Source organism: Cupriavidus metallidurans CH34 (assembly GCF_000196015.1).
GTDB lineage: Bacteria > Pseudomonadota > Gammaproteobacteria > Burkholderiales > Burkholderiaceae > Cupriavidus > Cupriavidus metallidurans.
This window is the reverse complement of record NC_007973.1, coordinates 75349-98643: the sequence shown is the minus strand read 5'-3', so window position 1 is coordinate 98643 and position 23295 is coordinate 75349. Positions and strand designations below refer to the sequence as shown.

Below are 23295 nucleotides of genomic sequence, written 5' to 3'. Positions count from 1 at the left end.
CCCCGCAACGACGCCAGAATCTTTTTGATAGCACCTCTTACTCCACCAGGCCGTTCTTGATGGCGTAGTACGTCAGATCGGCATTGGTCTTCATCCCCATCTTCTCCAGGATGCGTGAACGATAGGTACTCACCGTCTTGACGCTCAGGAACAGTTCGTCAGCGATGACCGAGACGGATTGCCCGCGTGACAGCTTGCAGAAGATCTGGAACTCGCGCTCGGAGAGCGTGCGGTGCACGGGCTGATCGGTGGGCTTGTCCAGTCCGCCGATCAGCAGGTCGGCCACGGTCGGACTCACGTAACGTCGTCCCTGGGCAACGGTGCGGATCGCCTTGACGAGGTCGTCCGGCGCCGACTCCTTGGTCAGGTAACCGGATGCTCCCGCACGTATCAGATTGATGGCGTACTGGTCTTCCGGATAGGTCGACAGGATCAGCACCGGCAAGGCAGGCAGTCTCTGTCGGATCAGCTTCAGCACGTCAATGCCATTCCGATCCGGCATGGAAATGTCGAGCACGAGCACGTCGAACTCGCTGTCGCGCAACTGCGCCATCACTTCGTCGCCGCTGCCAGCTTCGCCCGTCACCTCGATGTCAGGCTCCTCGGCAATGAACTGGCGCAGACCTGCACGCACGATCTCGTGATCGTCGGCGATCAGGACGCGAATCATCTGTGTCTCCACGGTGAAGGACGGCCCGGCTTCGGATGGATGGACCGGGCCGGCTTTTTTGCATTGTAGTGCTGCCGCGCGGCCAAATATGTCAGTCTCAGGCTGACATGTCTGGAGGGATACCTGCCCCCACGCGCGCTGTCGGAAATGCACAACGGGCGCACAAGGCGCCCGTTGCCGGTTTGTCGAGGTCTGTCGACAGTGGGAGCTGGGGCGGTCTGGAGGGGCCCGCCCCGGCACCTGACCGGATTACTGCATCTTCGTACCGGCCTGACCACCCGCGCTGGCACTGGATTCGCTGGTTTCGCCCTTCTTGGACTTGCCCTTGGCTTGCTTGCCCTGATGGCCCTTCGGCGCATCCATCTGGGCACCGGTACCGCCGTCAGCCGAGGCCCCAGGCGTCACCGCACCACCGGAAGCATTGACCGATGCGCCAGTGCCGGTTTGCAGGGACGGCGCGTTCACAGCGGCACCGACGCCGGCCTGTGTGCCGGCAGTTCCGGCGGTGGCTCCAGTGCCTTGCGCCATCGCAAGCGACGAGGCGGCGGCAATCGACAGGGCGGACAGGGAGATCAGCAGCTTGTTCATGGAAGACTCCTTTACTGGAATGCCCCGCAGCGAAACATTCGCCGCGGCATTCACGCGGTGTCACGTGAACTGAGGCCCAGTCTATGGACTCGCTCCACTCGCTTCTGTGAGGACTTGTAATGCCCTGTAAGCAGAGGTGAGGACATCGCTGCTACAAATCGGCACGATTCGACGCGATTCAACACAGCGCGCCATGCGAGGGCATCGCGGGCCTGCCCCCAACCATCAACGGCTGACGCCAAATATGAAAAAGCCGGGATGCCACGCGCGCGCGGTATCCCGGCTCTTGCACCTGGTTACAGCTTCTACAGGTTCGGCGCCAGAGCGCGCTCGAGCGTAAGGCGGTCCTCGCCGCGACGGGCCACCATATCGTCGAGCTGGTCCTGGCCGATCTTGCCAATGCTGAAGTAGGTCGAGTCCGGATGCGACAGGTAGAAGCCGCTCACCGATGCCGCCGGCGTCATGGCCAGCCCCTCGGTAATGCCCATGCCGATGTCGGCAGCATCGAGGAACGCGAACATCGGCGCCTTGACCGTGTGCTCCGGGCACGCCGGATAGCCGGGTGCCGGACGAATACCGCGATACGCCTCGGCGACGAGCTGATCATTGTTCAGCGACTCTGCGGCGTCGTAGCCCCAGAGATCCTTGCGCACGCGCTCGTGCAGGCATTCGGCGAACGCCTCGGCCAGACGATCGGCCAGCGCCTTGAGCATGATGGCGCTGTAGTCGTCGTGGTCGGCCTCGAACTGCGCCTCCTTCTTGTCCACGCCGATCCCGGCCGTGACCGCGAACAGGCCAATGTAGTCGGCCACGCCGCTCGACTTCGGCGCGATGAAATCAGCCAGGCAACGGTTCGGGCGACGCACCCCATCCACCACCGGACGCTCGCTCTGCTGGCGCAGGTTGTTCCAGGTCAGCGCGACCTTGCTGCGCGACTCGTCGGTATAAATCTCGACGTCGTCGTCATTGACCGTATTGGCCGGCAGCAGCGCCATCACGCCGTTGGCCGTCAGCCAGCGTCCCTGGATCAGGCGAGCCAGCATGCTCTTGCCATCCGAGAAGACGCGTCGGGCCGATTCGCCGACGATCTCGTCGTTTAGGATGTCCGGGAATTTGCCGGCCAGGTCCCAGGTCTGGAAGAACGGGCCCCAGTCGATGTAGTTGGCCAGTTCGGACAGATCGTAGTTGCGGAACACGCGGCGGCCGATGAACTTCGGCTTCGGCGGCACATAGGCGCTCCAGTCGATCGGCGTCTTGTTGGCGCGCGCCTGGGCCAGCGACACCATCGGCGTGGCCTTCTTGTTGGCGTGCTGCGTGCGAATGCGGTCGTAGTCGGACTTCAGCTCGTCCAGATACTTCGCCGCGCCTTCGTCAGACAAGAGGTTCGACGCCACGCTGACAGAGCGCGAGGCATCGGGCACGTAGACCACCGGGCCTTCATAGTTCGGCGCGATCTTGACCGCGGTATGCACGCGCGATGTGGTGGCGCCGCCGATCAGCAGCGGAATCTTCTTCACGCGGAAGTAATCGTCGCGCTGCATCTCCGAGGCAACGTAGGCCATTTCCTCGAGCGACGGCGTGATCAGGCCGGACAGCCCGACAATGTCCGCGCCCTCGACCTTAGCGCGCGCCAGGATCTCGTTGCACGGCACCATCACGCCCATGTTGACCACTTCGAAGTTGTTGCACTGGAGCACCACCGACACGATGTTCTTGCCGATGTCGTGCACGTCGCCCTTCACGGTGGCGATCACGATCTTGCCGCGCGCGCGCACGTCGCCGCCGGCCTCGGCCACCAGGCGCTTTTCTTCCTCGATAAACGGCAGCAGATGCGCCACGGCCTGCTTCATCACACGGGCGCTCTTCACCACTTGCGGCAGGAACATCTTGCCCGCGCCGAACAGGTCGCCGACGATGTTCATGCCATCCATCAGCGGCCCCTCGATCACCTCGATGGGACGGCCACCGCGCGCCGCGATCTGCTGGCGCACTTCCTCGGTGTCCTCGACGATGAACGTGGTGATGCCGTGCACCAGCGCGTGCGCCAGGCGATCGCCCACCGGCACCGGTTGCTCGGGCGTGCCGCGCCAGGCCAGGTTCTCTTCCCGCTTCGTGCCACCGCCCTTGAAGCGGTCGGCGATCTCCAGCAGGCGATCGGTGGCGTCGTCGCGACGGTTCAGCACCACGTCTTCCACGCGCTCGCGCAATTCCGGGTCGAGCTGGTCGTACACGCCAAGCTGGCCGGCGTTGACGATGCCCATGTCCATGCCCGCCGCGATCGCGTGGTACAGGAACACGGTGTGGATCGCCTCGCGCACCACGTCGTTGCCGCGGAACGAGAACGACACGTTCGACACCCCGCCGCTGACCTTGGCGTACGGCAGGTTCTGCTTGATCCAGCGCGTGGCTTCGATGAAGTCCACCGCGTAGTTGTTGTGCTCCTCGATACCGGTGGCCACCGCGAAGATGTTCGGATCGAAGATGATGTCCTCGGGCGGGAAGCCCACTTCGTTCACGAGGAAGTCGTAGCTGCGCTTGCAGATCTCGGTCTTGCGCTCGAACGTGTCCGCCTGGCCCTTCTCGTCGAATGCCATCACCACGCTGGCCGCGCCATAACGGCGGATCTGCGTGGCGTGGTGGCGAAACTGTTCCTCACCTTCCTTGAGCGAGATCGAGTTCACCACGGCCTTGCCCTGCACACAGCGCAGGCCCGCCTCGATCACGTCCCACTTCGACGAATCGATCATGATCGGCACGCGCGCGATGTCCGGCTCAGATGCGATCAGATTCAGGAAGCGCACCATCGCCGCCTTCGAATCGAGCATCGCCTCGTCCATGTTGATGTCGATGATCTGCGCGCCGTTCTCCACCTGCTGGCGGGCCACCGCCAGGGCTTCGTCGAACTGGCCGTTCAGGATCATGCGCGCGAATGCCTTCGAACCGGTGACGTTGGTACGCTCGCCAACGTTGACGAACAGCGTGTCGTCGTCGATCGTAAACGGCTCCAGACCGGACAGGCGCATCGGACGCGGGGGCAGGTTTTGCTGGCTCATGATTTCTGTTCTCTTGCGTACGATGGCTTCAGGCGGCGGATTGTGCGGTGTCTTCGCGATACTGGCCGGGCCAGGTGCGTGGCGTCTTGTTGGCCACGCTCTTGGCGATGGCAGCGATGTGATCGGGCGTGGTGCCACAGCAGCCGCCCACCAGGTTCACCAGGCCGGATGCCGCGAACTCCTCCACCAGCGCGGAAGTGACCTCGGGCGTTTCATCAAAGCCGGTATCGCTCATCGGATTGGGCAGGCCGGCGTTCGGGTAGCACGACACCGCGGCATCGCACACCTTGGCCAGTTCGGCGATGTACGGGCGCATCAGCGTGGCGCCAAGCGCGCAGTTCAGGCCGAACGTGACAGGCTTCGCGTGGCGCAGGCTGTTCCAGAACGCCTCCACGGTCTGACCGGAGAGAATGCGGCCCGAGGCATCGGTCACGGTGCCCGAGATCATCACCGGCACGCGCTCGCCGGTGTCCTCGAACAACTGGTCGATCGCGAACAGCGCGGCCTTGGCGTTGAGCGTGTCAAAAATTGTCTCGACCAGGAACACATCGGCCCCGCCTTCGAGCAGGGCCTTGCCCTGTTCGTAGTACGAATCGCGCAGTTCCTCGAAGGTGACATTGCGCGCGCCCGGGTCGTTGACGTCCGGGCTGATGCTGGCCGTCTTCGGCGTCGGGCCGAACGCACCGGCCACGAAGCGCGGCTTGTCCGGCGTGCTGTACTTGTCGCACGCGGCGCGCGCCAGGCGGGCGGCCTCGACGTTCATCTCGTACGCGAGGTCGGCCATCTTGTAGTCTTCCTGCGCCACGCGCGTGGCGCCGAACGTGTTCGTCTCGATCAGGTCGGCGCCGGCGGCCAGGTACTGCTCATGAATCTCCGTGATGACCTGCGGACGGGTCAGCAGCAGCAATTCGTTATTGCCCTTCACGTCGATCCGATGGTCGGCGAAGCGCGTGCCCCGATAGTCAGCTTCCGTGAGCTTGTAACGCTGGATCATCGTGCCCATCGCGCCGTCGAGAATCAGAATGCGGTCGCGCAGCAGCTTCGGCAGGCTGGCGGCCCGGGTGTAGGGGCGTGGTTGGGATTGGGCGGCGCTCATGGTGGGGCTCGATCTTCGATGCGACGGCGGAGCCGCGCAGTTTGTGACAATTCAGAACCGGCGATTTTATCAGGTAGATCAAGGCATTGCGGCGGTCAGGGACTTGCCCTGCCACATTGATGGCCGGGTGTCGGGCCCGGTGTCGGCCCGGGTGCCGGGCCAGTTGTCAGCAACCGGCCGCGCGCCTACACTGAGAGACGCATTCGTCACGCTTATCCGCACCATGCAAACCCTCAGCCCCAATGACGCCCGGACCCTGCTCGAAGGCGAGCCCGATGCATTGTTCATCGATTGCCGCAGCGAGATGGAATACCTGTTCGTCGGTCATCCCCGCGGGGCGCACAACGTTCCCTGGAACGACGGCCCCGACTGGGAGGTCAATCCGCATTTCGTGCAGGCGGTGAAAAAACTGGCCGGGCAAGCCTCGGCCCGCCCGGTCGTGCTGATCTGCCGCAGCGGCAACCGGTCGTCCGCAGCCGCTCGCGCGCTGGAAGGCGCCGGATTCGCCACTATCTACTGCGTACTGCATGGATTCGAAGGCGACCTCGACGCCCAGCGCCATCGCAACACGGTCAACGGTTGGCGTCACGACGGGCTACCCTGGGAACAATATTGATCTGATTTCGCGACTTCTGAGAAGACAGCAACGCCCGCAAAAGCGGGCGTTTGTTTTTGGAGGCGGACAAACGGTCTACCGCCGCCGCGCCTCCCGGTGTGATGCGACGCGCCAGTGGTCAGTGCATGACCAGCGGGTTGTTCATCACCGTATCGAATTTGCCGAGAAACTCATCGACTTCTTCCACGGAGGGTTCGCTCTCGATCAAACGCGTCACATCGGCGCGGAAGGTCTCGGCCATCAGGCCACCGAGGAAAATTTCGCGTTTCAGATTCTTGTCGACGATCTCGTAACCGCCCGAGGCAAGGGTCGCATGCTCGACGTCTGCTCCAAACTCGACAATGCAGTAATTGTCGCTGTTGTAGATCATTTGCATCGCACTTTCCTCCTGGCATAGTTAGCGGCAACTCCGCGCATTGCTGCGCTCCCGGCACAAGGCCTATGGAATTGACGCGATTTCCTCTCCAAGCTGAGGGTAGTCGCCCGTAATTCAAGTTGTACGACCGGGCGGACCTTGTCGTGCCATTGCTGCCCTCTTACATTGGGCATCGGCGCAGCCTGCAAGTTTCTTGAGCGCCGTGCACTACTGTGTTGCGATATTTCCAATGGCGTTACGGAATATCACACTGGCCGCCACAAGCCGCGTGTCCCAGGAACGCGTCGAACATCGCATGGAAACGTTCCGGTTGTTCGATGAATGACAGGTGCGCCGCGTCCGGCAGCACTTCCAGCCTTGAACCGTGAATCTCACGGGCGATGGCTTCGGCGATCGACACCGGCGAGCCCTCGTCCTTGTCGCCGACCACCACTAGCGTCGGGCAGTGAATCCGGGAGATCGCGCGGGCCAGATCGAAGGCTTCGATGGCCTGCGCTACACCAACATAGCCGCGCACTGGTGTTTCCAGCAACATTTTCCTGATTCTCTCGACGATTTCTGGGTGCCGCTCCCGGAACGGTGCGGTCAGCCACCGATTCAGCGTCGACTCGACGGTCCCGCCCATGCCATGCGCTTCCACCTGTCCGATCCGGTCGGCCCACATCGCCCGGGCTTCCAGCGGCGTGTGGTGAATCGTGTCCACCAGCGTCAGCGACAACAGCCGCTCCGGATGGCGCACGCCCAACGTCTGCGCCACCATACCGCCCACCGACACCCCACAGAAGTGGGCCTGCGCGATATCGAGTTCGTCCATCAGCGCCACCACGTCGTCGGCCAGCCGCGTCATCGTGTAGGCGCCCACCGGCGCATCGCTACCCCCATGGCCCCGCATGTCGAAACGCAGCACGCGATAGCGTGCGGCAAGGTGCCGCGCGGTGTCATCCCACAAAGTCAGATTCGCACCGAGCGCATGGGCCAGGATCACCCAAGGGCCTTCGGTACCATCGACGCGCACTTGCAAATGCACATCCCCGACCCGAAGCCGGTTCGTTTGCGACGCGGTCGATGCGGAAGTGTCAGACATGTGTCAGTCTCCGTACGGTCATGGCGCCACCCACCGGCTCCCAAGGCGCATTCGTCAATGTGTCTCACTACTACGATAGACGAGATCGATCTGAGTGCCATCAGGCTCCGTCTGACGCAGACGCGCCGGCATCCAGTTCAGGGACGGCGCCAGCCAGATTTCCACCTTGCGTTTGTCGTTCGGGTGGCGCGGCAGGCGCACGAAGTGCTTCGTGCGCACCCTGTCGATACCGATATCAATGTCCTGTTCGCCAACGTACTGCACCTGCATGACTTCCACTTCCCGCGTGTCGGACACGTTGAACGTCTCCGTCACGCCCGGGGTCGCATAGCGCTGCGGATCGCCCCGCGCCCACCCAACCAGTTGCAGGAACACGCTGAAGCGGTCCTGGAATGCTGACGGCATTGGCACCTGTCCGCCACGCGTTTCAAACACCACTGTGCCTGCCGTGCGATCAAAGCGGGCGACTTCGACCTTGCTGCGCCGGGCCTCCTCGTAACGTGTGGGATTCAGCCCCCCGTCGTTCATGTCGCCCGAGCTCTGAAACGCAAAGCGGAACCAGAGCACGCGGGTTTCCACCGCCAGCCGGTAGTGCTGACCGTCCTGCTGCCACGTGATCCGGCCATCGGGGTTCTGCACGCCATTGACAAAACTGGCATAGCGCAGCACCACCGACGGCGGTGCGTCGTACCTGGGCGCGGGCGGGCTCGGTGGGGCCGCTGGGGCTGCCGGCGTCGCTGCGGGCGGCGCAGCCGCCGCCGATCCCTCTCCGCCTGATCCGGTGGTTGTCGTGGTCTGGCCGCTTTCCGCCGTGGCGAGTGCCGGCGCGGGTTCCGGCGGCGCAGGTTTTGGCGGTGGTGAAGGGGCTGGCGGCTGCGGCACCGGTCGTGGCGCGGGCACGGGCGGAGGAGGCGCCGGCGGAGCCGGTGGCTTGGGCGGCGGCAGCAGGATGGCGTCGAGCGTTGGGGTCGGCTCGATATCGGGCAGGCTCGGCGCCGGCGCATGAACCAGACGCAGCAGCGCCAGCAAATGGGCGGCCACCACCAGCAGAATGACCACAACCCATCTGCGACGGCGCTGCCACCAGCTCAGCGTGCCGCCCCGCGACCGACTACGAGGTTTGACCGGTTTGTCCGGCCCGTTGGTTGCCATCTAGGTAACCGAGTTCCGAAGAGATTTGCCGGGCGATATCGCGCACGCGCCGATCCACCGTACCGCCCCATTCTGCATCGAATACGCTCTGCGCGCCGAGCACGATCAGCGCCATCGCCAGATGGCCATTCGCGTCGAACACGGGCGTGGAGATCGCATTGATGCCCGGCAACACCCCGCCGCGCGTGCGTGCCGCGCCGTGCTCTCGCACGTCCGCGCAGATCGCGTCATATTCGTCCAGCGATACGGGCATGTCAGGCAGTGGGACGGTGCCACGCGTGGCCAGTTCCCGCTCGATCAGCGGCAGTGTCTGGCGGCGCGACAGATAAGCCCCATAAAGGCGGCCCGTGGCCGAGTTGAGCATCGGCATGACGTCACCGAGCCGCAGGCTGGCGCTGACCGGATGGCTCGATTCCTCCCAGTGGACGATGGTCGGCCCGTGGTTGCCCCACACGGCGATACCGGCGGTCTGGTCGATCTCGTCACGCAGCTGCGACAGGATCGGGCGCGCCTTGCGCACCGGGTCGAGCCGGTTCAGCCCGGCCAGGCCAAGCTGCAGCGCGAACGGGCCAAGGTCGTAGCGCTGGCTCACGGCGTCCTGCGTCACGGCGCCCAGCCGCTGGAAGCTAACCAGATAGCGGTGCGCCTTGGCCGGACTCATGTCCGCCGCCGCGGCCAGGTCGCGCAGCATCATCGCGCGCGGCGACGCGGCCAGCGCCTGCAGCAGCCGGAATCCCACCTCGATGGACTGGATGCCCGCACGCCTGGTGTCGTCGGCAATATCGTCCCGGGTATCGTCGTCTTCGGCTGCGGTCATGCGTTCCTGGCAAGCGTATCGGTATTGCCGGCCATTCTATACGGTGCGCCCGCGCCGCTCCGGTAGACTGTGGCCCATCCGATTTGCCTATGTTCGACTCCGCATGAAACTCGCCACCCTGAAGGATGGTTCGCGCGACGGCCAGCTCGTCGTTGTCTCGCGCGACTTGAAAACCGCGCACTTCGCCACCGATATCGCAGGCAAGCTCCAGACCGTGCTCGACGACTGGGCCTTCTACGCGCCGCAGCTCCAGGACCTGTATGACGCGCTGAACGCCGGCCGGTCACGCCACCCGTTCCCGTTCCAGACCAAGGACTGCATGGCGCCGCTGCCGCGCGCGTACCAGTGGGCCGACGGCTCGGCCTACGTGAACCACGTGGAACTGGTGCGCAAGGCGCGCGGCGCGGAGATGCCGCCCGAGTTCTGGACCGACCCGCTGATGTATCAGGGCGGCTCCGACGACTTCATCGGCCCGCAGGACGACATCGTCTGCGCCAGCGAGGCCTTCGGCATCGATTTCGAGGCCGAAGTGGCCGTGATCACCGGCGACGTGCGCATGGGCGCCACCCCCGACCAGGCCGGGGAGGCCATCCGGCTGGTGATGCTGGCCAACGATGTTTCGCTACGCAACCTGATCCCGGCCGAACTCGGCAAGGGTTTCGGCTTCTTCCAGAGCAAGCCCGCCACGGCGTTTTCGCCGGTGGCGGTCACGCCGGACGAACTCGGCGACGCCTGGCGCGAGCGCCGCGTGCATCGCCCGATGGTGGTCCACTGGAACAGCAAGAAGGTGGGCTCGCCCGACTGCGGCACCGATATGGTGTTCGACTTCGGCCAGCTGATTGCCCACATCTGCAGGACGCGCAACGTGCGCGCGGGCAGCATCGTCGGCTCGGGCACGATTTCGAACGTCGATCGCAGCAAGGGGTACTGCTGTATCGCCGAAAAACGCATGATCGAGACGATCGACGGCGGCAAACCCGAGACCGAGTTCATGAAGTACGGCGATGCCGTCCGTATCGAGATGTTCGACGCCGAACACAAGTCGATCTTCGGCGCGATCGACCAGGTGGTGGCCGCACCATAACGGGCACCGGCCCATAAGAGGCGCTATCAAAATGAAGCGAAGCGGTTCTGGCTAGGGTGACGCAGGGGTTTCGGCTCGTATGCGAGCCGCCTGCGGAACGGCACGTGCCTGCGAGCACATGCGCGCCCTGCAAGGGCGCGGCCGCAGACAGTACAAGTGGACCGGCCAAGGCCGCGCAACAACGCCAGAATCTTTTTGATAGCGCCTCTAAGGCATGCAAGCCTTGCCGCGCCAGGCGTTCCTGGGCCTATAATTCCCCGACCAGCCGGTCGGGGAATTGCATTCGACGCGTCTTCCTTGCGTCCCTTCGCGCTCCTTCGCCTCTTTCGGACATCCAGTTCCCCTGCCCGGCGGCCCGAAACTTCTTCGATACCCGCCCAAATGACCACTTCCGACGCCAATACCCTGCCCCCGCGCCTTGCGCGCTATCGCGCCCTGACCCTGCGCCGCCACGGCCCCATCCTTGAGGTGATCATGGGCGCGGCCCAATCGGCCAACCAGAAACTGGCCACCGCCGACGCCTCCATGCACCGCGAACTGGCCGAGATCTGGCGTGATATTTCGGCGGAACCCGAAATCCGCGTGGCGCTGATCCGTGGCGAAGGCAAGGGCTTCTCGGCCGGCGGCGACCTCGGACTGGTCGAGGAGATGGCCAACGATTTCGAGACGCGCACCCGCGTCTGGCATGAGGCACGCGACCTGGTCTACAACGTCATCAACTGCGACAAGCCGATCGTCTCCGCGATGCATGGCCCGGCCGTTGGCGCGGGGCTGGTAGCCGGGCTGCTGGCCGATATCTCGATCGCGGCAAAGACCGCGCGCATCGTGGATGGCCATACCCGGCTGGGTGTGGCCGCCGGCGATCATGCCGCCATCGTCTGGCCGTTGCTGTGCGGAATGGCCAAGGCCAAGTACTATCTGATGCTGTGCGAGTCGGTCAGCGGCGAGGAAGCCGAGCGGATCGGCCTGGTATCGCTGGCGGTGGAAGAAGACGAACTGGTCGCGAAAGCGTTCGAGGTGGCCAACCGGCTTGCTGCCGGATCGCAGACCGCCATCCGCTGGACCAAGTACGCGCTCAACAACTGGCTGCGCATGGCCGGCCCCGCGTTCGATACCTCGCTGGCGCTCGAATTCATGGGCTTTGCCGGCCCCGACGTGCACGAAGGCATGGCGAGCCTGCGTCAGAAGCGGCCGCCCGAATTCAAGTAACCGGTCGTCCTGCTCACGTTTCGGGACGACCATGTCAGACGGAGTTGCGCGACCATGTTCGGACAGTTACCCGATTTCACCAACAGCTACGAGTTCCTTCGCAAGCTCTGGGCTTCCGGCAGCGGAATGCCCAGCGGGCTGATGCCCGGCCTGAGCGCGATGACGCCCCCGATGGATCTCGAGGGCATCGACAAGCGGATTCACGACCTCAAGGCAGTGGAAAGCTGGCTGCAGCTCAACTCGAGCCTGCTGCGCACGACCATCCAGGGCCTTGAAGTGCAACGGGCCACGCTGGTAGCGCTGCAGACGTTTGGCAGCGCGCTCTCCCCCGATGCCATGCAGAGCGCGATGGAAAACGTGGCGCGCGCCGCCAGCGCCCCGAGCGCCGCACCGCATCACCAGTACGGCGCTGCCGAGACGGTCTCGGAAGCACAAGCCGATGCGGAAAATGACGAGCCCGCCGATGACGACATCGACGCGCCGCCCGAATCCGGCGCCGAAGCCTCGGCCACTTCCACCGGACCCGCCCAGGTGCCGCCCAATGCATCGCTGTGGTGGGACCTGATGCAGCAACAGTTCAACCAGATCGCCAGCAGCGCGGCGGCGGCGGCCAATGTCACGCCGTTCAGCAACCTTGGTGGCTTCGGCGCCAGCCCGGCAGGCAGCGAGTCTGCTACGAGCACCACGAGCACCACGAGCACCACGAGCACCACGAGCGCCGGCGATAACAAGTCCGGTCCTGCACCCAAGGGGGCGAAGACGTCCGGGACGAAGAAGGCGGGAACAAAGACCGTAGCCAGGAAATCCGCAAAATCGGCGACAAAGCCGGCGGCGAAGACATCGGGCAAGCCGGCTGCAAAGAAACCCGCAGCCCGAAAGGCATCGGCCGGGAAATCGACGGCCAAGCCTGAGACCCCGCCAGCGCCCGGCACGCCGGAGGACACGTTCGAGTGAGCGCGCTCTCCGCACATTCGGCGGAGGCCTCGGCCCGCGCCCGCCAGCGCCAGAGCACCGCTCTGGTGATGATGGGCGGTGGCGCGCGGGCCGCGTACCAGGCCGGTGTGCTGTCCGGTATTGCGAAGATCGCCGCGCGTCTTGGGCTGGCACATTGCCCGCTGCCGTTCGGCATCATCGCCGGGACATCCGCGGGTGCGATCAATGGCGCGGGCCTGGCGGTCGGCGCCGCCGACTTCCGCGCGGCCACGGACAAGCTGTCAGCGCTCTGGCACAGCCTGCACGCCGACGACGTCTACCGGACCGACGTGCTGCGCGTGGGCGTTTCCGGCGCGCGATGGCTGTCCTCGCTGGCCTTCGGCTGGGTCACGCGGCGGTCATCGCCACGCGCGCTATTCGACAATGCGCCGCTCGGCAGCTTCCTGACCGAGCTGTTCGAGCCGGAGCGCGTCCAGGCCAGTCTGGACGCCGGCGTGCTGCAAGCCTTCGCGGTCACGGCGCTGTCGTACAGCACCGGCCGCCATGTCACGTTTTATCAGTCTCACCGCCGTATCCACGGATGGCAACGCAGCCAGCGCATGGCCGTGGAGTCCGCGATTGGCGTCGATCACCTGCTGGCATCGGCCTCGATTCCGTTCCTGTTCCCGGCCATACCGCTCGAACTCGAAGGCCATCACGAATGGTTCGGCGACGGCACGATGCGGCAGATGTCGCCGCTGTCACCCGCGATTCACCTTGGCGCGTCGCGCATCCTGGCCATCGGCGCCGCGTCGCGCCAGCGGGCCGGCTGGTTCGATACCGTGCCATCGGGCGGCTATCCGTCGCTGGCGCAGGTTGGCGGCCAAGCCCTGGCCAGCATCTTCCTGGATGGCCTGCAGGCCGACATCGAGCGACTCATGCACATCAACCGGCTGCTGTCGCGGATGCCCGAGATGGCCAACGACACCGAAGGCTGGCGCCCGGTGCAGGTCATGACGATTTCACCCAGCGAGCCGATCGAGGCCATCGCGGCCGAGCACCTGAATCGCCTGCCACGCACCGTGCGCGCGTTCCTGTCGCCACTGGGCGGCACCGAGGCGCGCGGCGCCGCGTTCGCGAGCTATCTGTTGTTCGAACCCGAGTTCACCCAGGCCTTGCTGGCGCTGGGCGAACGTGACGCGGCCGCCCAGGGCGACCAGATCGCCGCATTCCTCTATGGAGTGGTGCCGGAAACCACGCCGGCCAAAAAAGAAGTGACAGAAGTGTCGCAATAGCGCCACTTTTTGCGACAACAACCGGCAATCTGATTGAAATCGCTACGATCCGGGCTACAACGGAGTAGAGAAATCATTCGAGAATAATTCTTGTCTGGTAGAATCCGCCCGTAATTTCAAAGGCTTAGCATGCTCTACCCCGAACTGTTCAAATCGTTGGAGGCGGTCCGCTGGCACATGGACAAGGACATCCCCTGGGATACCTTCGACGCCAGCCTGCTCACTGACGACCAGGCGAAAACCATCCGCATGAATGCCATCACCGAATGGTCGGCCCTGCCCGCCACGGAGATGTTTCTGCGCGACAACCGCCACGACTCCGACTTTTCGGCGTTCATGAGCATCTGGTTCTTCGAGGAACAGAAGCACTCGCTGGTGCTGATGGAGTACCTGCGCCGTTTCCGTCCGGACCTGGTGCCGACCGAGGAAGAGCTGCACGCCGTGCGCTTCGAGTTCGATCCGGCCCCGCCGCTGGAAACGCTGATGCTGCATTTTTGCGGCGAGATCCGCCTGAACCACTGGTACCGCCGTGCCGCCGAATGGCACTCGGAACCGGTGATCAAGCATATCTACCGCACGCTGTCGCAGGACGAGGCACGCCATGGCGGCGCCTACCTGCGCTACATGAAGAAGTACCTGAACCAGTTTGGCGACAACGCGCGTGCCGCGTTCGCCAAGATCGGCGTGCTGATGGCGTCGGCCCGTCGCACGGAAAAGCCGCTGCACCCGACCAACCTGCACGTGAACAAGGCGCTGTTCCCGAACGACACGGTGCAGTCCCGCCTGCCCGATCCGGACTGGCTCGAGCACTGGCTCGACGAACAGATCCGCTTCGACGAGATCTGGGAAAAGAAGGTCATCGAGCGGATTCTGCACAACATGTCGCTGCTGTTCGAGCGCACGTTCGACACGGTGCAGGACCTGAACCGCTACCGCAAGGAACTGAACATCAGCCTGCAGAGCGGCGGTGCCCAACCTGCCCAAGCCTGAGCGTTCCGGCCCCGCTTGAGCACCTGAGCATGCCAAACCCCATCGGATACGATGGGGTTTTTCTTTCTCCACGACACATGAACGCACCCGCCTTCGAATCCAAGCTGGTCCCCGCCGACGATGTCGCGGCCCTGCACGCCGCAGTGGCAAAGCTGCCGCGCCCGCTGGTCTTCACCAACGGCGTGTTCGACATCCTCCATCGCGGCCACGCCACGTATCTGGCGCAGGCGCGCGCGATGGGCGCCAGCCTGGTGGTCGGGGTGAACAGCGACGCTTCGGTGAAGATGCTCGGCAAGGGCAACGATCGCCCGCTCAATCACGATGCCGATCGCATGGCGCTGCTGGCCGCGCTCGCGTCAGTGGATCTGGTGGCGATGTTCCGCGAGAAGACGCCGGTGGAACTGATCCGGCTGGTGCGGCCGGACGTTTACGTGAAGGGCGGCGACTACGACATCGACACGCTGGAGGAAACGCGGCTGGTGCGTAGCTGGGGCGGACAGGCATACGCGATCCAGTTCCTGCACGACCGCTCGACCACCAAGCTGCTGACGAAGGTACGCGGCGGCTGAGCCGGGTGTTAGAAGCCGTTTCAAGAAGATTCTGGCGTCGTTGCAGGGCCTTGCCGTTCTACTTCTACTGTCTGCAGCCCCTCGTCTAGCCAGAACTGCTTCGCTTCATTTTGAACCCGCTTTTTAACCCTCGGCACGCGTCGCGACTGGCTCGCCGCGCGCCTGGGTCACCGGGCGGCAGTCCTGCAGCACATCACCGCCATAGCGCAGCCTCACTTCGTCCATCCGCGCGCGCACGGCATCGTCGGCGTGCGCCACGCGCAGCCACTGCCGCGCGATCGCTCTCGGCGCATCGCTGATCTGCGCGGTGCGCACGCCCTGCCCGCGCAATACTTCCAGGAATTTGTCGGCACGCTCGCGGTCACGGAACAGTCCGAGCGAAACCGTGTACGACTCGGGATTCTCGCCCGCCACCACCGATACGTCGGTGACCTTGCGGCGACGCAGCTCCGCCAGCTTTCGATCGGCGTTCTCGCGCGTCGGCTGGGCCGGCAGATGAACCCACCACCGCACCTGCTCCGATCGCTCGAACTGCTCCATCGGCAGGGGTGCGGTCACGGCAATCGCCTTCAGGTCCTCGATCGCGCGCTGCACGTTCTGCGCCGTGAAGCCGCCCACCTCCATGCAACTATCGGCGGATGTCCGCGCGGTGCTGGAGATGGCCGCCGGATGGGCCGCGCGTGGCGCTGCCGGGGACGATGCCGGAGCCACTGCCGCGTCCGCAGCCTCCGCCGCCCTCGGCGGCTGGATCTGCATCCGCTCCACCCGCGCCTGCTGCCCCAGGCGTTGCGGCTCGCGCGGGCTTTCTGCCCAGCCGGCCAGTGGTTCCGGACCGAACTTGCCGGCCACGGCCGCCGCAAGCCAAAGGTTGACGAGCAGCAGGATCAGCAGCAGGGCGTTGAAACCTTTGCGGAGCATGGTGACGAATGACAGGCGACGGATAGGGGTTGCGCAGGTATGTCAGGCAGGCAGCGCCATGGCGTGCAACCCGAGCAGCACGAGATTATCGTGCATCTCGAACGGCATCGCGAGCGCGCCAGCCACCGCGTGCCGCGCGCCGCCCGAGAGCAGGCAGCGGACCGGGCCGCGTCCCGCGAGCGCACGCCAGGAGCGCTCGATGGCACCGGCCTGCGCGGCCAGACAGCCCGCCGCGATCGCATCGTGAGTGTTGTCCGCGCCCAACGCCCGAACAGCTCGTTCGGCGCCCGCGCCGGTGTCGAGCACATCGAGTTCAGGCAATTGCGCAGTATTGCGGGCCAGCGTGCCGAGCATCAGTTCAAGGCCGGGCAAGATCAGCCCACCCTCGAAGCGGGCGCCATCCGCCGTGGCCGTGACGATATCGAGTGTGGTGGCCGTGCCCGCCGTCACGATCAGCAGGGTCTCGCCGGGCAACCACCGGTGCGCCCCGATACTGCCGACCCAACGGTCCACGCCAAGCTGCGTGGGCTCGCGATAGCCGTTGACGAGGTCGCCGTGCGCGGCCGTGGTACGTACCCAATGTGGCGACACCGCGCCAAATGCATCCTCCATCACGGCTTCCATGGCCGCCGCGATGGTCGGGCCGGCCACGTTGGCAATCCAGATCTCGGGCGTGGTCCCGGCGGCAAGTTGCCGCCATGTGCCGACCAGCGCCGAGCGCTCGGCAGGCACGGCGTGCGCCGCCGCGCCGCCGTGTCGCCAAGGTGAGGGCAGGACCGCGCCACCCTCGACGACATGCTCCGCAGCCACGGGCGCGTCATCGCACCACGCCCATTTGAGGCGTGTGTTGCCGATGTCGATCAGGAGCCGACTCATGCACTGGCTCCGCGCAGCGAGACTTCGCCACTGGCGATGCGCTGCAGCCCCTCGGGCGTGTGCAGCAGCAGGTAGCCTTCGCCATCCACACCACGCGCCAGCCCTTCGGCCTGCACCACGCCATCGTGCAGCAGGCGCACCGGCTCATCGCGAAATGCATCCCGCGCAGACCAGCGCGCCGCCATCGGCGCGAAGCCATCCACCAGGAATGCCTCGCGCATCCGCGCCAGCCGGTTCGCGATCGCAGCCAGGATGCGCGTCGGGTCCCGCTGCGGATCAAACGTCGTCATGGCCTCGGCCACGCCAGCCAGATCGCGGCCCAGGGCGGCTTCCATCGCCGGGTCACGCACCAGATTCAGGCCAATGCCGATCACCACCCAGACCCGCTCCGGCCCGGCAGGCACCGATTCGATCAGGATGCCCGACAGCTTGCGGCCGTCGATCTGGAGATCGTTCGGCCATTTCAGGCCAACGCGCGCGCCAAGCGCCGGGTCCACGTCCTCCAGCGCCTCGGCCAACGCCAGTCCCACGGCGAGACTCAGTCCGCTCAGGCGCGCCGGCGACAGCGCCAGCGGCATCGCCACCGAGAAAGTCAGGCCGGCTTGCCCCCGCCACGGGCGGCCATGCCGACCACGGCCTGCTGTCTGGCGATAGGCCACCCGCACGCTGCACGCGTCGTCCGACCAGGGCGCGGCGCGGCAGGCCTGTGTCAGGTCGGCATTGGTCGAGCCGGTTTCCTCGACCACCTCGACGGCCCAGGCGTGCGCGGCACCTGCTCCAAGCTCGAGATGCAGGAAATCGGCATCGATGCGCCAGTCGGGGGCGGATGGGGAACGGTCGGGGGCTTCTGACATGTCGAAAGCAAAGAACTCGGAATTCGGGGAGTTTCAGGGAATCAAACCCGCGCGGCGCGGTCTGGCGAGATTGTAGCCGCCACCGTGTCAGAAGGTGTCTGATCGCCATGCCGGCGGCCAGTAGCATAGAATCGAGACTCGCCCATCACATCAGCCTCATTTGGAACGCCAGCCGACACCCGTCATTGAGATATCGCGCCAGGACACCGACTTCCGCGTGCAGTTGCAGGGAGAGTGGACGGCCGTTGCGCTAGCCGGATGCCATGAAGCACGTGGCCTGCGCGCGCAACTGCACGAACTGTCCGAGGCGCCGCGCCACGCCGAGTGGTCCCTCGATGGCATCACGCGCCTCGACCATATCGGCGCACAACTGATCTGGCAGGCCTGGAATGGCCACATGCCTGACAACGTGTCGCTCAATGACGGCCAGAAGCGCGTATTCGCGCGCATCGCCGGCCTGCGCACCGAGGGCTGGAAGAAGCACATGGTCGAACGCTTCAACCCGGTGACAATCGTCGGCGCGAGCGTGCTGTCGTTTCTGGCCCAACTCGGCGTCGGCGTCACGATGCTCGGGCAACTGGTGTTCGACCTGTTGCGCTTCCTGCGCGCGCCGCAGCGCGGCCCCTGGCGCGAAATCTCCGCGAATATCTACAACGTCGGCTACAAGGCGCTCGGCATCACGGCGCTGGTCGCCTTCCTGATCGGCATCGTGCTGTCCTACCTGTCGGCCAATCAGCTGCGGATATTTGGCGCCAGCACGTTCATCGTCAATATTCTCGGCATGGCCGTTATCCGCGAGCTCGGTCCGGTGCTGGCCGCGATCCTGATCGCCGGCCGCTCCGGCTCGGCCATCACCGCGCAGATCGGCGTCATGCGGGTGACCGAGGAACTCGACGCGATGTCCGTGATGGGGATTTCCCATGGCTTCCGGCTGGTCATGCCGCGTGTGATCGCCCTGGCCATCTCCATGCCACTGCTCGTGGCCTGGACCGACCTGCTGGCGCTATTCGGTGGCATGGTCGCCGCCCGCCTGCAGCTCGACATCAGCTACGTGTACTTCCTGCGCCAGTTGCCCGATGCAGTGCCGGTTGCCAACCTGTGGTTCGGCCTGTGCAAGGGCGTGGTCTTCGGCATGCTGATCGCGCTGACGGCCTGCCACTTCGGCCTGCGCGTCAAACCCAATACGCAGAGCCTGGGCCAGGGCACGACCGCATCGGTGGTGACGTCGATCACCGTGGTCATCATCGCCGACGCCGTGTTCGCAATCCTGTTCAAGGACATCGGCATATGAGTCCAACCATTGAGCGCGGCACCCCGCGCGAGACGATCATCGAGGTGCGCAACCTCGAGAAGCGCTTCGGCGACAACGTGGTCCACAAGGATCTGAACCTCGAGGTCTATCGCGGCGAGGTGCTGTCGATCGTTGGCGGGTCTGGCTCGGGCAAGACCGTGCTGCTGCGCCAGATCGTCGGCCTGGACCGTCCGACCTCGGGCACGATCCGGGTCTTCGGCGAGAATCCCGCGGAACTGTCCGCTGACCAGTTGCAGGCCCTGCGCAGCCGCTGGGGGCTGCAGTTCCAGCGTGGCGCGCTGTTCTCCGCGCTGTCGGTGATCGACAATGTCGCGCTGCCGCTGCGCGAAATGCGCGCGCTGCCGGACGACCTCATCTGCCGGGCATCCCTGCTCAAGCTGCAACTGGTGGGGCTCTCCGCCAAGGACGCCGACAAGATGCCGTCCGACCTGTCCGGCGGCATGATCAAGCGCGTCGGGCTGGCCCGTGCCCTAGCGCTGGAACCCGAGCTGGTGTTTCTGGACGAGCCAACCGCTGGCCTCGACCCGATGGCCTCGGACGACTATGTGGCCCTGATCCGCGAACTGCGCCGTGAACTCGGCCTGACCGTGGTCATGATCACGCACGACCTCGACACGCTAGTGGCGCTGTCCGATCGCGTGGCCGTGCTGGCCGACCATCGAGTGCTGGCCGCCGCGCCAATTCCCGAGGTGATCAAGGTCGACCACCCATTCATTCGCGAATATTTCCTGGGCGAACGCGCCCAGCGCGCGCTGCAGGCGCTGCCGGCCCCCAAGGGCCCCGGCGCGCCGGACGCGCATCCTGGAGAAGTCTGATGGAAAACAAGTCAAACGCCTTCCTGGCCGGCGTGTTCACCATCGGCCTTGCCATCCTGGTATCGGTTTCCCTGTTCTGGTTCAGCAGCGATCACACCGTGCGCGTGCCGTACGACCTGATCACGCGATCGACGGTGAACGGACTGGGGCCGCAGGCCGACGTGAAATATCGCGGACTCGAGGTCGGCAAGGTCTTATCTATCAAGTTCGATCCGCAGGTGCCGGGCCAGATCATCGTCCGCATCAGCATCAACCATGACACGCCAATCACGCGCACCACGTATGCCACGCTAGGCTTCCAGGGCGTGACCGGCATTGCCTACGTGCAGCTCGACGATTCCGAGCGCACGGAGGGCGACACGAGCAGCTCGCCGCGGCTGACGACGTCGGCACGCGAGCCCGCGCGCATCGTGATGCGGCCCGGTTTCTTCGAGGAACTGGAAAAGCGCGGCGATTCACTGCTGACGCAGGCCGAAACACTGATGGCATCGCTCGACAGCATGTTCCAGCCCGCCAACCGCGACGAGTTGATGGCGGCCATCCGGGCCGTGCACAAGACCGCGGACGACTACTCGCATCTGAAGTCGACCCTGCAGCCGGCCGCCGAGAAGCTGCCCAAGGCCGTGGACAACCTGAACGCAGCGCTGGTGTCGACGAAGCGGCTGACCGATGAGATCGGCAACCCCGACGGCACGGTCATGCGCACGGTCAACCGCGTTGGCAACGACCTGCAGGTGGCTGCCGATTCAGTACAGTCCACCACCACCATCGTGAATCAGGAAACGCTGCCACAGATCAACGGACTGGCACGCGAGTCACGCCAGGCGGTGCGCAGCATCGACCGCGCCGCCAGTCAGTTCAACGACAAGCCAAGTAGCGTGCTGTTCGGCGGGCCATCGCCCACGCCTGGCCCGGGCGAGCCGGGTTTCCAGGCGCCCTGATCCGCAGCGCCCAACATTTGACGGTAACTCGACGGAAATTCACCATGACCATCGCCTCCGCTCTCCGATTCACCGCGCTGGGCCTGCTGATCGCACTGTCGGGCTGCAGCGTGCTGTCCTCGCAGCCGCCTTCGACCACCTATGACTTCGGCCCGCTGGCAGCGGCGCCATCTCAGCCGCCGGCACCGTTGCCAAAGCTGCGCATCACGCAGACCGACGGGCCGGTCTGGATGGACGGCAGCGGCATCTACTACCGGCTCCAGTACACGCAGGCGCAGCGGCTGCAGGCTTACTCGACGCAGCGTTGGGTAGACTCCCCGCAGCACCTGTTCAACGATCGCCTCCGCGACGCGGTGGCCGCTCGCGGCCCGCTGTCATGGTCGGGCGATACGACGATCCCGGCGCTCAAGGTCGACCTGCTCGCCTTCGAACAGGTTTTCGACTCCCCGACCAGCAGCCGCGGCGTGGTTCGAGCCCGCGCGACGGTCTACCACAAGGGCTTGATCGGACAGAAAACGTTCGTCGCCGAACAGCCGGCGCCAAGCGCGGACGGCCAGGGTGGCGTCAAGGCACTTTCGGCCGGCGTCGATGCCGTAATCGCCGCGATCCTCGACTGGACCGCGACGCTCCCGCTCGATGGCGCGCAGGCATCGAGCGCGCCGCCGGCCCCGCCGGCTCCGCAGCGCCGATGAGCGTAGAGTGGTAGCCGTGTCGGTCACATTGCTCGCCGTCTTACCGTAGTCATGGCACAGGCAACGCCCCCGCCCTCTCCCCACTCCCCCGCGCCTCCGGAACCGCAGCGGAGCCAACCGGAGGACACGCGCCAGTCCGAGCTCGAAGTCGCGCTGCTGCCGCGTCACTCGCCGGTGGCGCGCGTGGGCCTGCTCTGCTTCACACTGCTCGTGGTGTACGCGAGCCTCTATCCGTTCACCGGATGGGTCAACAACGGCGTCTCGGCGTTTGCCTTCCTGACCGCGCCGAAGCCGCGCTACATCACCGAGTTCGACCTGCTGACCAATGTGCTCGGCTACTGCCCGTTCGGCGCGCTCGTTGTGCTGTCTCTGCATCCGCGCGTGTCCGGCGCACGGGCCACGCTGATCGCGCTGGTGGCCGGCGCGCTGCTGTCCGGCTCGATGGAGGCGCTGCAGACCTGGCTGCCAACGCGCATCTCCTCGAACATTGACCTGATCACGAATGCGCTGGGCTCACTGCTCGGCGCGGCCGTGGTGGCGCCGTTCACCAGTGCGCTGGTGGACCGCGGCACCCTGACGCGACTGCGCTATGCGTGGTTCGAGCCGTACGCGAGCTTCGCGATCATCCTGATCCTGCTCTGGCCGTTCGCGCAGATCTTCCCGCAGGAGCATCTGTTCGGCATGGGCGGGATCGTGCGGGAATGGCTGACCGACCCGGACTCGTGGCCGATGGAGCTGGTGCAGGCCTATTTCCCTTCGCTGATCGCATGGCAGGACAACATCGGCCTGCGCCCTGACGATATGCAGGGCCAGTTGATGCTGGAGACCATGGTCACGGCATCGAGCTGGATCGGCACCGGCCTGTTCGCCTCGATCGCCATGCGGCGCACCGCGCCGATGCTGCGCATCCTGGCGGGCCTGCTGACTGCCGCGCTCATCATCAAGGCCGCGGTAGCCGAGCTGCAGTTCCCGGACGACAACGCCTTCAACTGGCTGTCCGAGGGGGGCCGCTTCGCGCTGCTGACGAGTTCGCTGGTGCTGGTGCTGCTGTTGCGCCTGCCACGCTGGCTGCGGGCGATCCTCGCCACGCTGGCGCTGGCGACGCTGATCGTGCTGACCAACGTGCTGCCGTCGAACCCGTACGCGTGGATTTCGGAGCAAGGCTGGCGCATGGGCCGCTTCATCCATTTCAACAGCCTCGCGCAATGGCTGGGCTGGCTATGGCCGCTCCTGGCGTTCTTCTACATCATCTGGCGATTCGAGCAGGCCAGCGTGCGACGCCGGCTGGTGCGGCGCGCGAGGCGCCGCGCCACCGAGCGCGCGGTGGCGGCCGCGACGGAAGCGCAGCAGGAATCGAAGCGGCCGCAATCCTGAGG

Annotated in this window: 23 protein-coding genes; 12 read left to right on the top strand and 11 right to left on the bottom strand. The window is 65.4% G+C overall.

The annotated features are described in order from the left end of the window. Positions 1–37: 37 nt before the first annotated feature. The 4 genes from RMET_RS00465 to RMET_RS00450 form a co-directional block, all read right to left on the bottom strand. Positions 38–670, bottom strand: coding sequence for a response regulator (locus tag RMET_RS00465; RefSeq protein ID WP_011515011.1), 633 nt, complete (start codon positions 668–670; stop codon positions 38–40). 249 nt (positions 671–919) lie between these two features. Next, a complete protein-coding gene (locus RMET_RS00460; RefSeq protein WP_011515010.1) occupies positions 920–1258 on the bottom strand; it encodes a hypothetical protein in 339 nt (112 codons plus the stop codon). 305 nt (positions 1259–1563) lie between these two features. Further along, positions 1564–4311: a methionine synthase gene (gene metH / locus RMET_RS00455; RefSeq protein ID WP_011515009.1), complete on the bottom strand. Its 2748-nt coding sequence runs from the start codon at positions 4309–4311 to the stop codon at positions 1564–1566. A gap of 28 nt (positions 4312–4339) precedes the next feature. Continuing rightward, a complete protein-coding gene (locus tag RMET_RS00450) occupies positions 4340–5407 on the bottom strand; it encodes a homocysteine S-methyltransferase family protein (RefSeq protein WP_011515008.1) in 1068 nt (355 codons plus the stop codon). Between the two features lie 223 nt (positions 5408–5630). Between RMET_RS00450 and RMET_RS00445 the strand changes: the two genes are divergently transcribed. Beyond that, on the top strand, positions 5631–6023 hold the full coding sequence (locus tag RMET_RS00445) for a rhodanese-like domain-containing protein (protein ID WP_008644527.1): 393 nt from the start codon (positions 5631–5633) through the stop codon (positions 6021–6023). A 118-nt stretch (positions 6024–6141) separates the two neighbouring features. Here the strand turns inward: RMET_RS00445 and RMET_RS00440 are convergent, their stop codons facing one another. The 4 genes from RMET_RS00440 to RMET_RS00425 form a co-directional block, all read right to left on the bottom strand. After that, a complete protein-coding gene (locus RMET_RS00440; protein WP_008644526.1) occupies positions 6142–6399 on the bottom strand; it encodes a BTH_I0359 family protein in 258 nt (85 codons plus the stop codon). 235 nt (positions 6400–6634) lie between these two features. Further along, positions 6635–7483, bottom strand: coding sequence for a 3-oxoadipate enol-lactonase (gene pcaD, locus RMET_RS00435; protein ID WP_011515007.1), 849 nt, complete (start codon positions 7481–7483; stop codon positions 6635–6637). 54 nt (positions 7484–7537) lie between these two features. Next, the gene (locus RMET_RS00430; RefSeq protein ID WP_011515006.1) at positions 7538–8542 is read right to left on the bottom strand and encodes a DUF3108 domain-containing protein; all 1005 of its coding nucleotides are present in this window, start codon (positions 8540–8542) and stop codon (positions 7538–7540) included. 52 nt (positions 8543–8594) lie between these two features. Continuing rightward, positions 8595–9452, bottom strand: coding sequence for an IclR family transcriptional regulator (locus RMET_RS00425; protein WP_011515005.1), 858 nt, complete (start codon positions 9450–9452; stop codon positions 8595–8597). Between the two features lie 103 nt (positions 9453–9555). On the opposite strand from RMET_RS00425, the gene RMET_RS00420 reads away from it, so the two are divergent. The 6 genes from RMET_RS00420 (at position 9556) to rfaE2 (ending at position 15511) form a co-directional block, all read left to right on the top strand. Beyond that, positions 9556–10536, top strand: a complete 981-nt coding sequence (locus RMET_RS00420; RefSeq protein WP_029306789.1) for a fumarylacetoacetate hydrolase family protein — start codon at positions 9556–9558, stop codon at positions 10534–10536. 381 nt (positions 10537–10917) lie between these two features. Next, positions 10918–11745, top strand: coding sequence for an enoyl-CoA hydratase/isomerase family protein (locus tag RMET_RS00415; RefSeq protein WP_008648241.1), 828 nt, complete (start codon positions 10918–10920; stop codon positions 11743–11745). Positions 11746–11799: 54 nt separating this feature from the next. Then, a complete protein-coding gene (locus RMET_RS00410) occupies positions 11800–12699 on the top strand; it encodes a PhaM family polyhydroxyalkanoate granule multifunctional regulatory protein (protein WP_011515003.1) in 900 nt (299 codons plus the stop codon). A gap of 68 nt (positions 12700–12767) precedes the next feature. Beyond that, positions 12768–13952 carry a patatin-like phospholipase family protein gene (locus tag RMET_RS00405; protein WP_224446175.1) on the top strand — a complete coding sequence of 395 codons (1185 nt, stop codon included), beginning with the start codon at positions 12768–12770 and terminating at the stop codon, positions 13950–13952. Between the two features lie 129 nt (positions 13953–14081). Further along, positions 14082–14942, top strand: coding sequence for a ferritin family protein (locus RMET_RS00400; RefSeq protein WP_011515001.1), 861 nt, complete (start codon positions 14082–14084; stop codon positions 14940–14942). A 77-nt stretch (positions 14943–15019) separates the two neighbouring features. After that, on the top strand, positions 15020–15511 hold the full coding sequence (rfaE2, locus tag RMET_RS00395) for a D-glycero-beta-D-manno-heptose 1-phosphate adenylyltransferase (RefSeq protein ID WP_011515000.1): 492 nt from the start codon (positions 15020–15022) through the stop codon (positions 15509–15511). A 123-nt stretch (positions 15512–15634) separates the two neighbouring features. Here the strand turns inward: rfaE2 and RMET_RS00390 are convergent, their stop codons facing one another. Genes RMET_RS00390 through RMET_RS00380 form a run of 3 tightly spaced genes read right to left on the bottom strand, consistent with a single transcriptional unit; the run spans position 15635 to position 18159 of the window. Then, positions 15635–16429 (bottom strand): SPOR domain-containing protein, encoded by a 795-nt coding sequence (locus RMET_RS00390; RefSeq protein WP_011514999.1) that lies wholly within the window; start codon positions 16427–16429, stop codon positions 15635–15637. A 42-nt stretch (positions 16430–16471) separates the two neighbouring features. Further along, the gene (locus RMET_RS00385; RefSeq protein WP_011514998.1) at positions 16472–17305 is read right to left on the bottom strand and encodes a type III pantothenate kinase; all 834 of its coding nucleotides are present in this window, start codon (positions 17303–17305) and stop codon (positions 16472–16474) included. After that, positions 17302–18159: a biotin--[acetyl-CoA-carboxylase] ligase gene (locus RMET_RS00380; protein WP_011514997.1), complete on the bottom strand. Its 858-nt coding sequence runs from the start codon at positions 18157–18159 to the stop codon at positions 17302–17304. Before RMET_RS00380 ends, RMET_RS00385 begins: the two co-directional genes overlap by 4 nt. 160 nt (positions 18160–18319) lie before the next feature. Between RMET_RS00380 and RMET_RS00375 the strand changes: the two genes are divergently transcribed. Genes RMET_RS00375 through RMET_RS00355 form a run of 5 tightly spaced genes read left to right on the top strand, consistent with a single transcriptional unit; the run spans position 18320 to position 23293 of the window. Continuing rightward, complete coding sequence (locus RMET_RS00375; RefSeq protein WP_011514996.1) at positions 18320–19450, top strand: MlaE family ABC transporter permease; 1131 nt, start codon at positions 18320–18322, stop codon at positions 19448–19450. After that, complete coding sequence (locus RMET_RS00370) at positions 19447–20286, top strand: ABC transporter ATP-binding protein (RefSeq protein WP_008648922.1); 840 nt, start codon at positions 19447–19449, stop codon at positions 20284–20286. The genes RMET_RS00375 and RMET_RS00370 overlap by 4 nt, the downstream gene beginning before the upstream one ends. After that, positions 20286–21227 carry an MlaD family protein gene (locus RMET_RS00365; RefSeq protein ID WP_011514995.1) on the top strand — a complete coding sequence of 314 codons (942 nt, stop codon included), beginning with the start codon at positions 20286–20288 and terminating at the stop codon, positions 21225–21227. Before RMET_RS00370 ends, RMET_RS00365 begins: the two co-directional genes overlap by 1 nt. 44 nt (positions 21228–21271) lie before the next feature. Next, a complete protein-coding gene (locus RMET_RS00360) occupies positions 21272–21919 on the top strand; it encodes an ABC-type transport auxiliary lipoprotein family protein (protein ID WP_011514994.1) in 648 nt (215 codons plus the stop codon). A 51-nt stretch (positions 21920–21970) separates the two neighbouring features. Further along, positions 21971–23293, top strand: a complete 1323-nt coding sequence (locus RMET_RS00355) for a VanZ family protein (protein WP_011514993.1) — start codon at positions 21971–21973, stop codon at positions 23291–23293. Positions 23294–23295 lie beyond the last annotated feature (2 nt).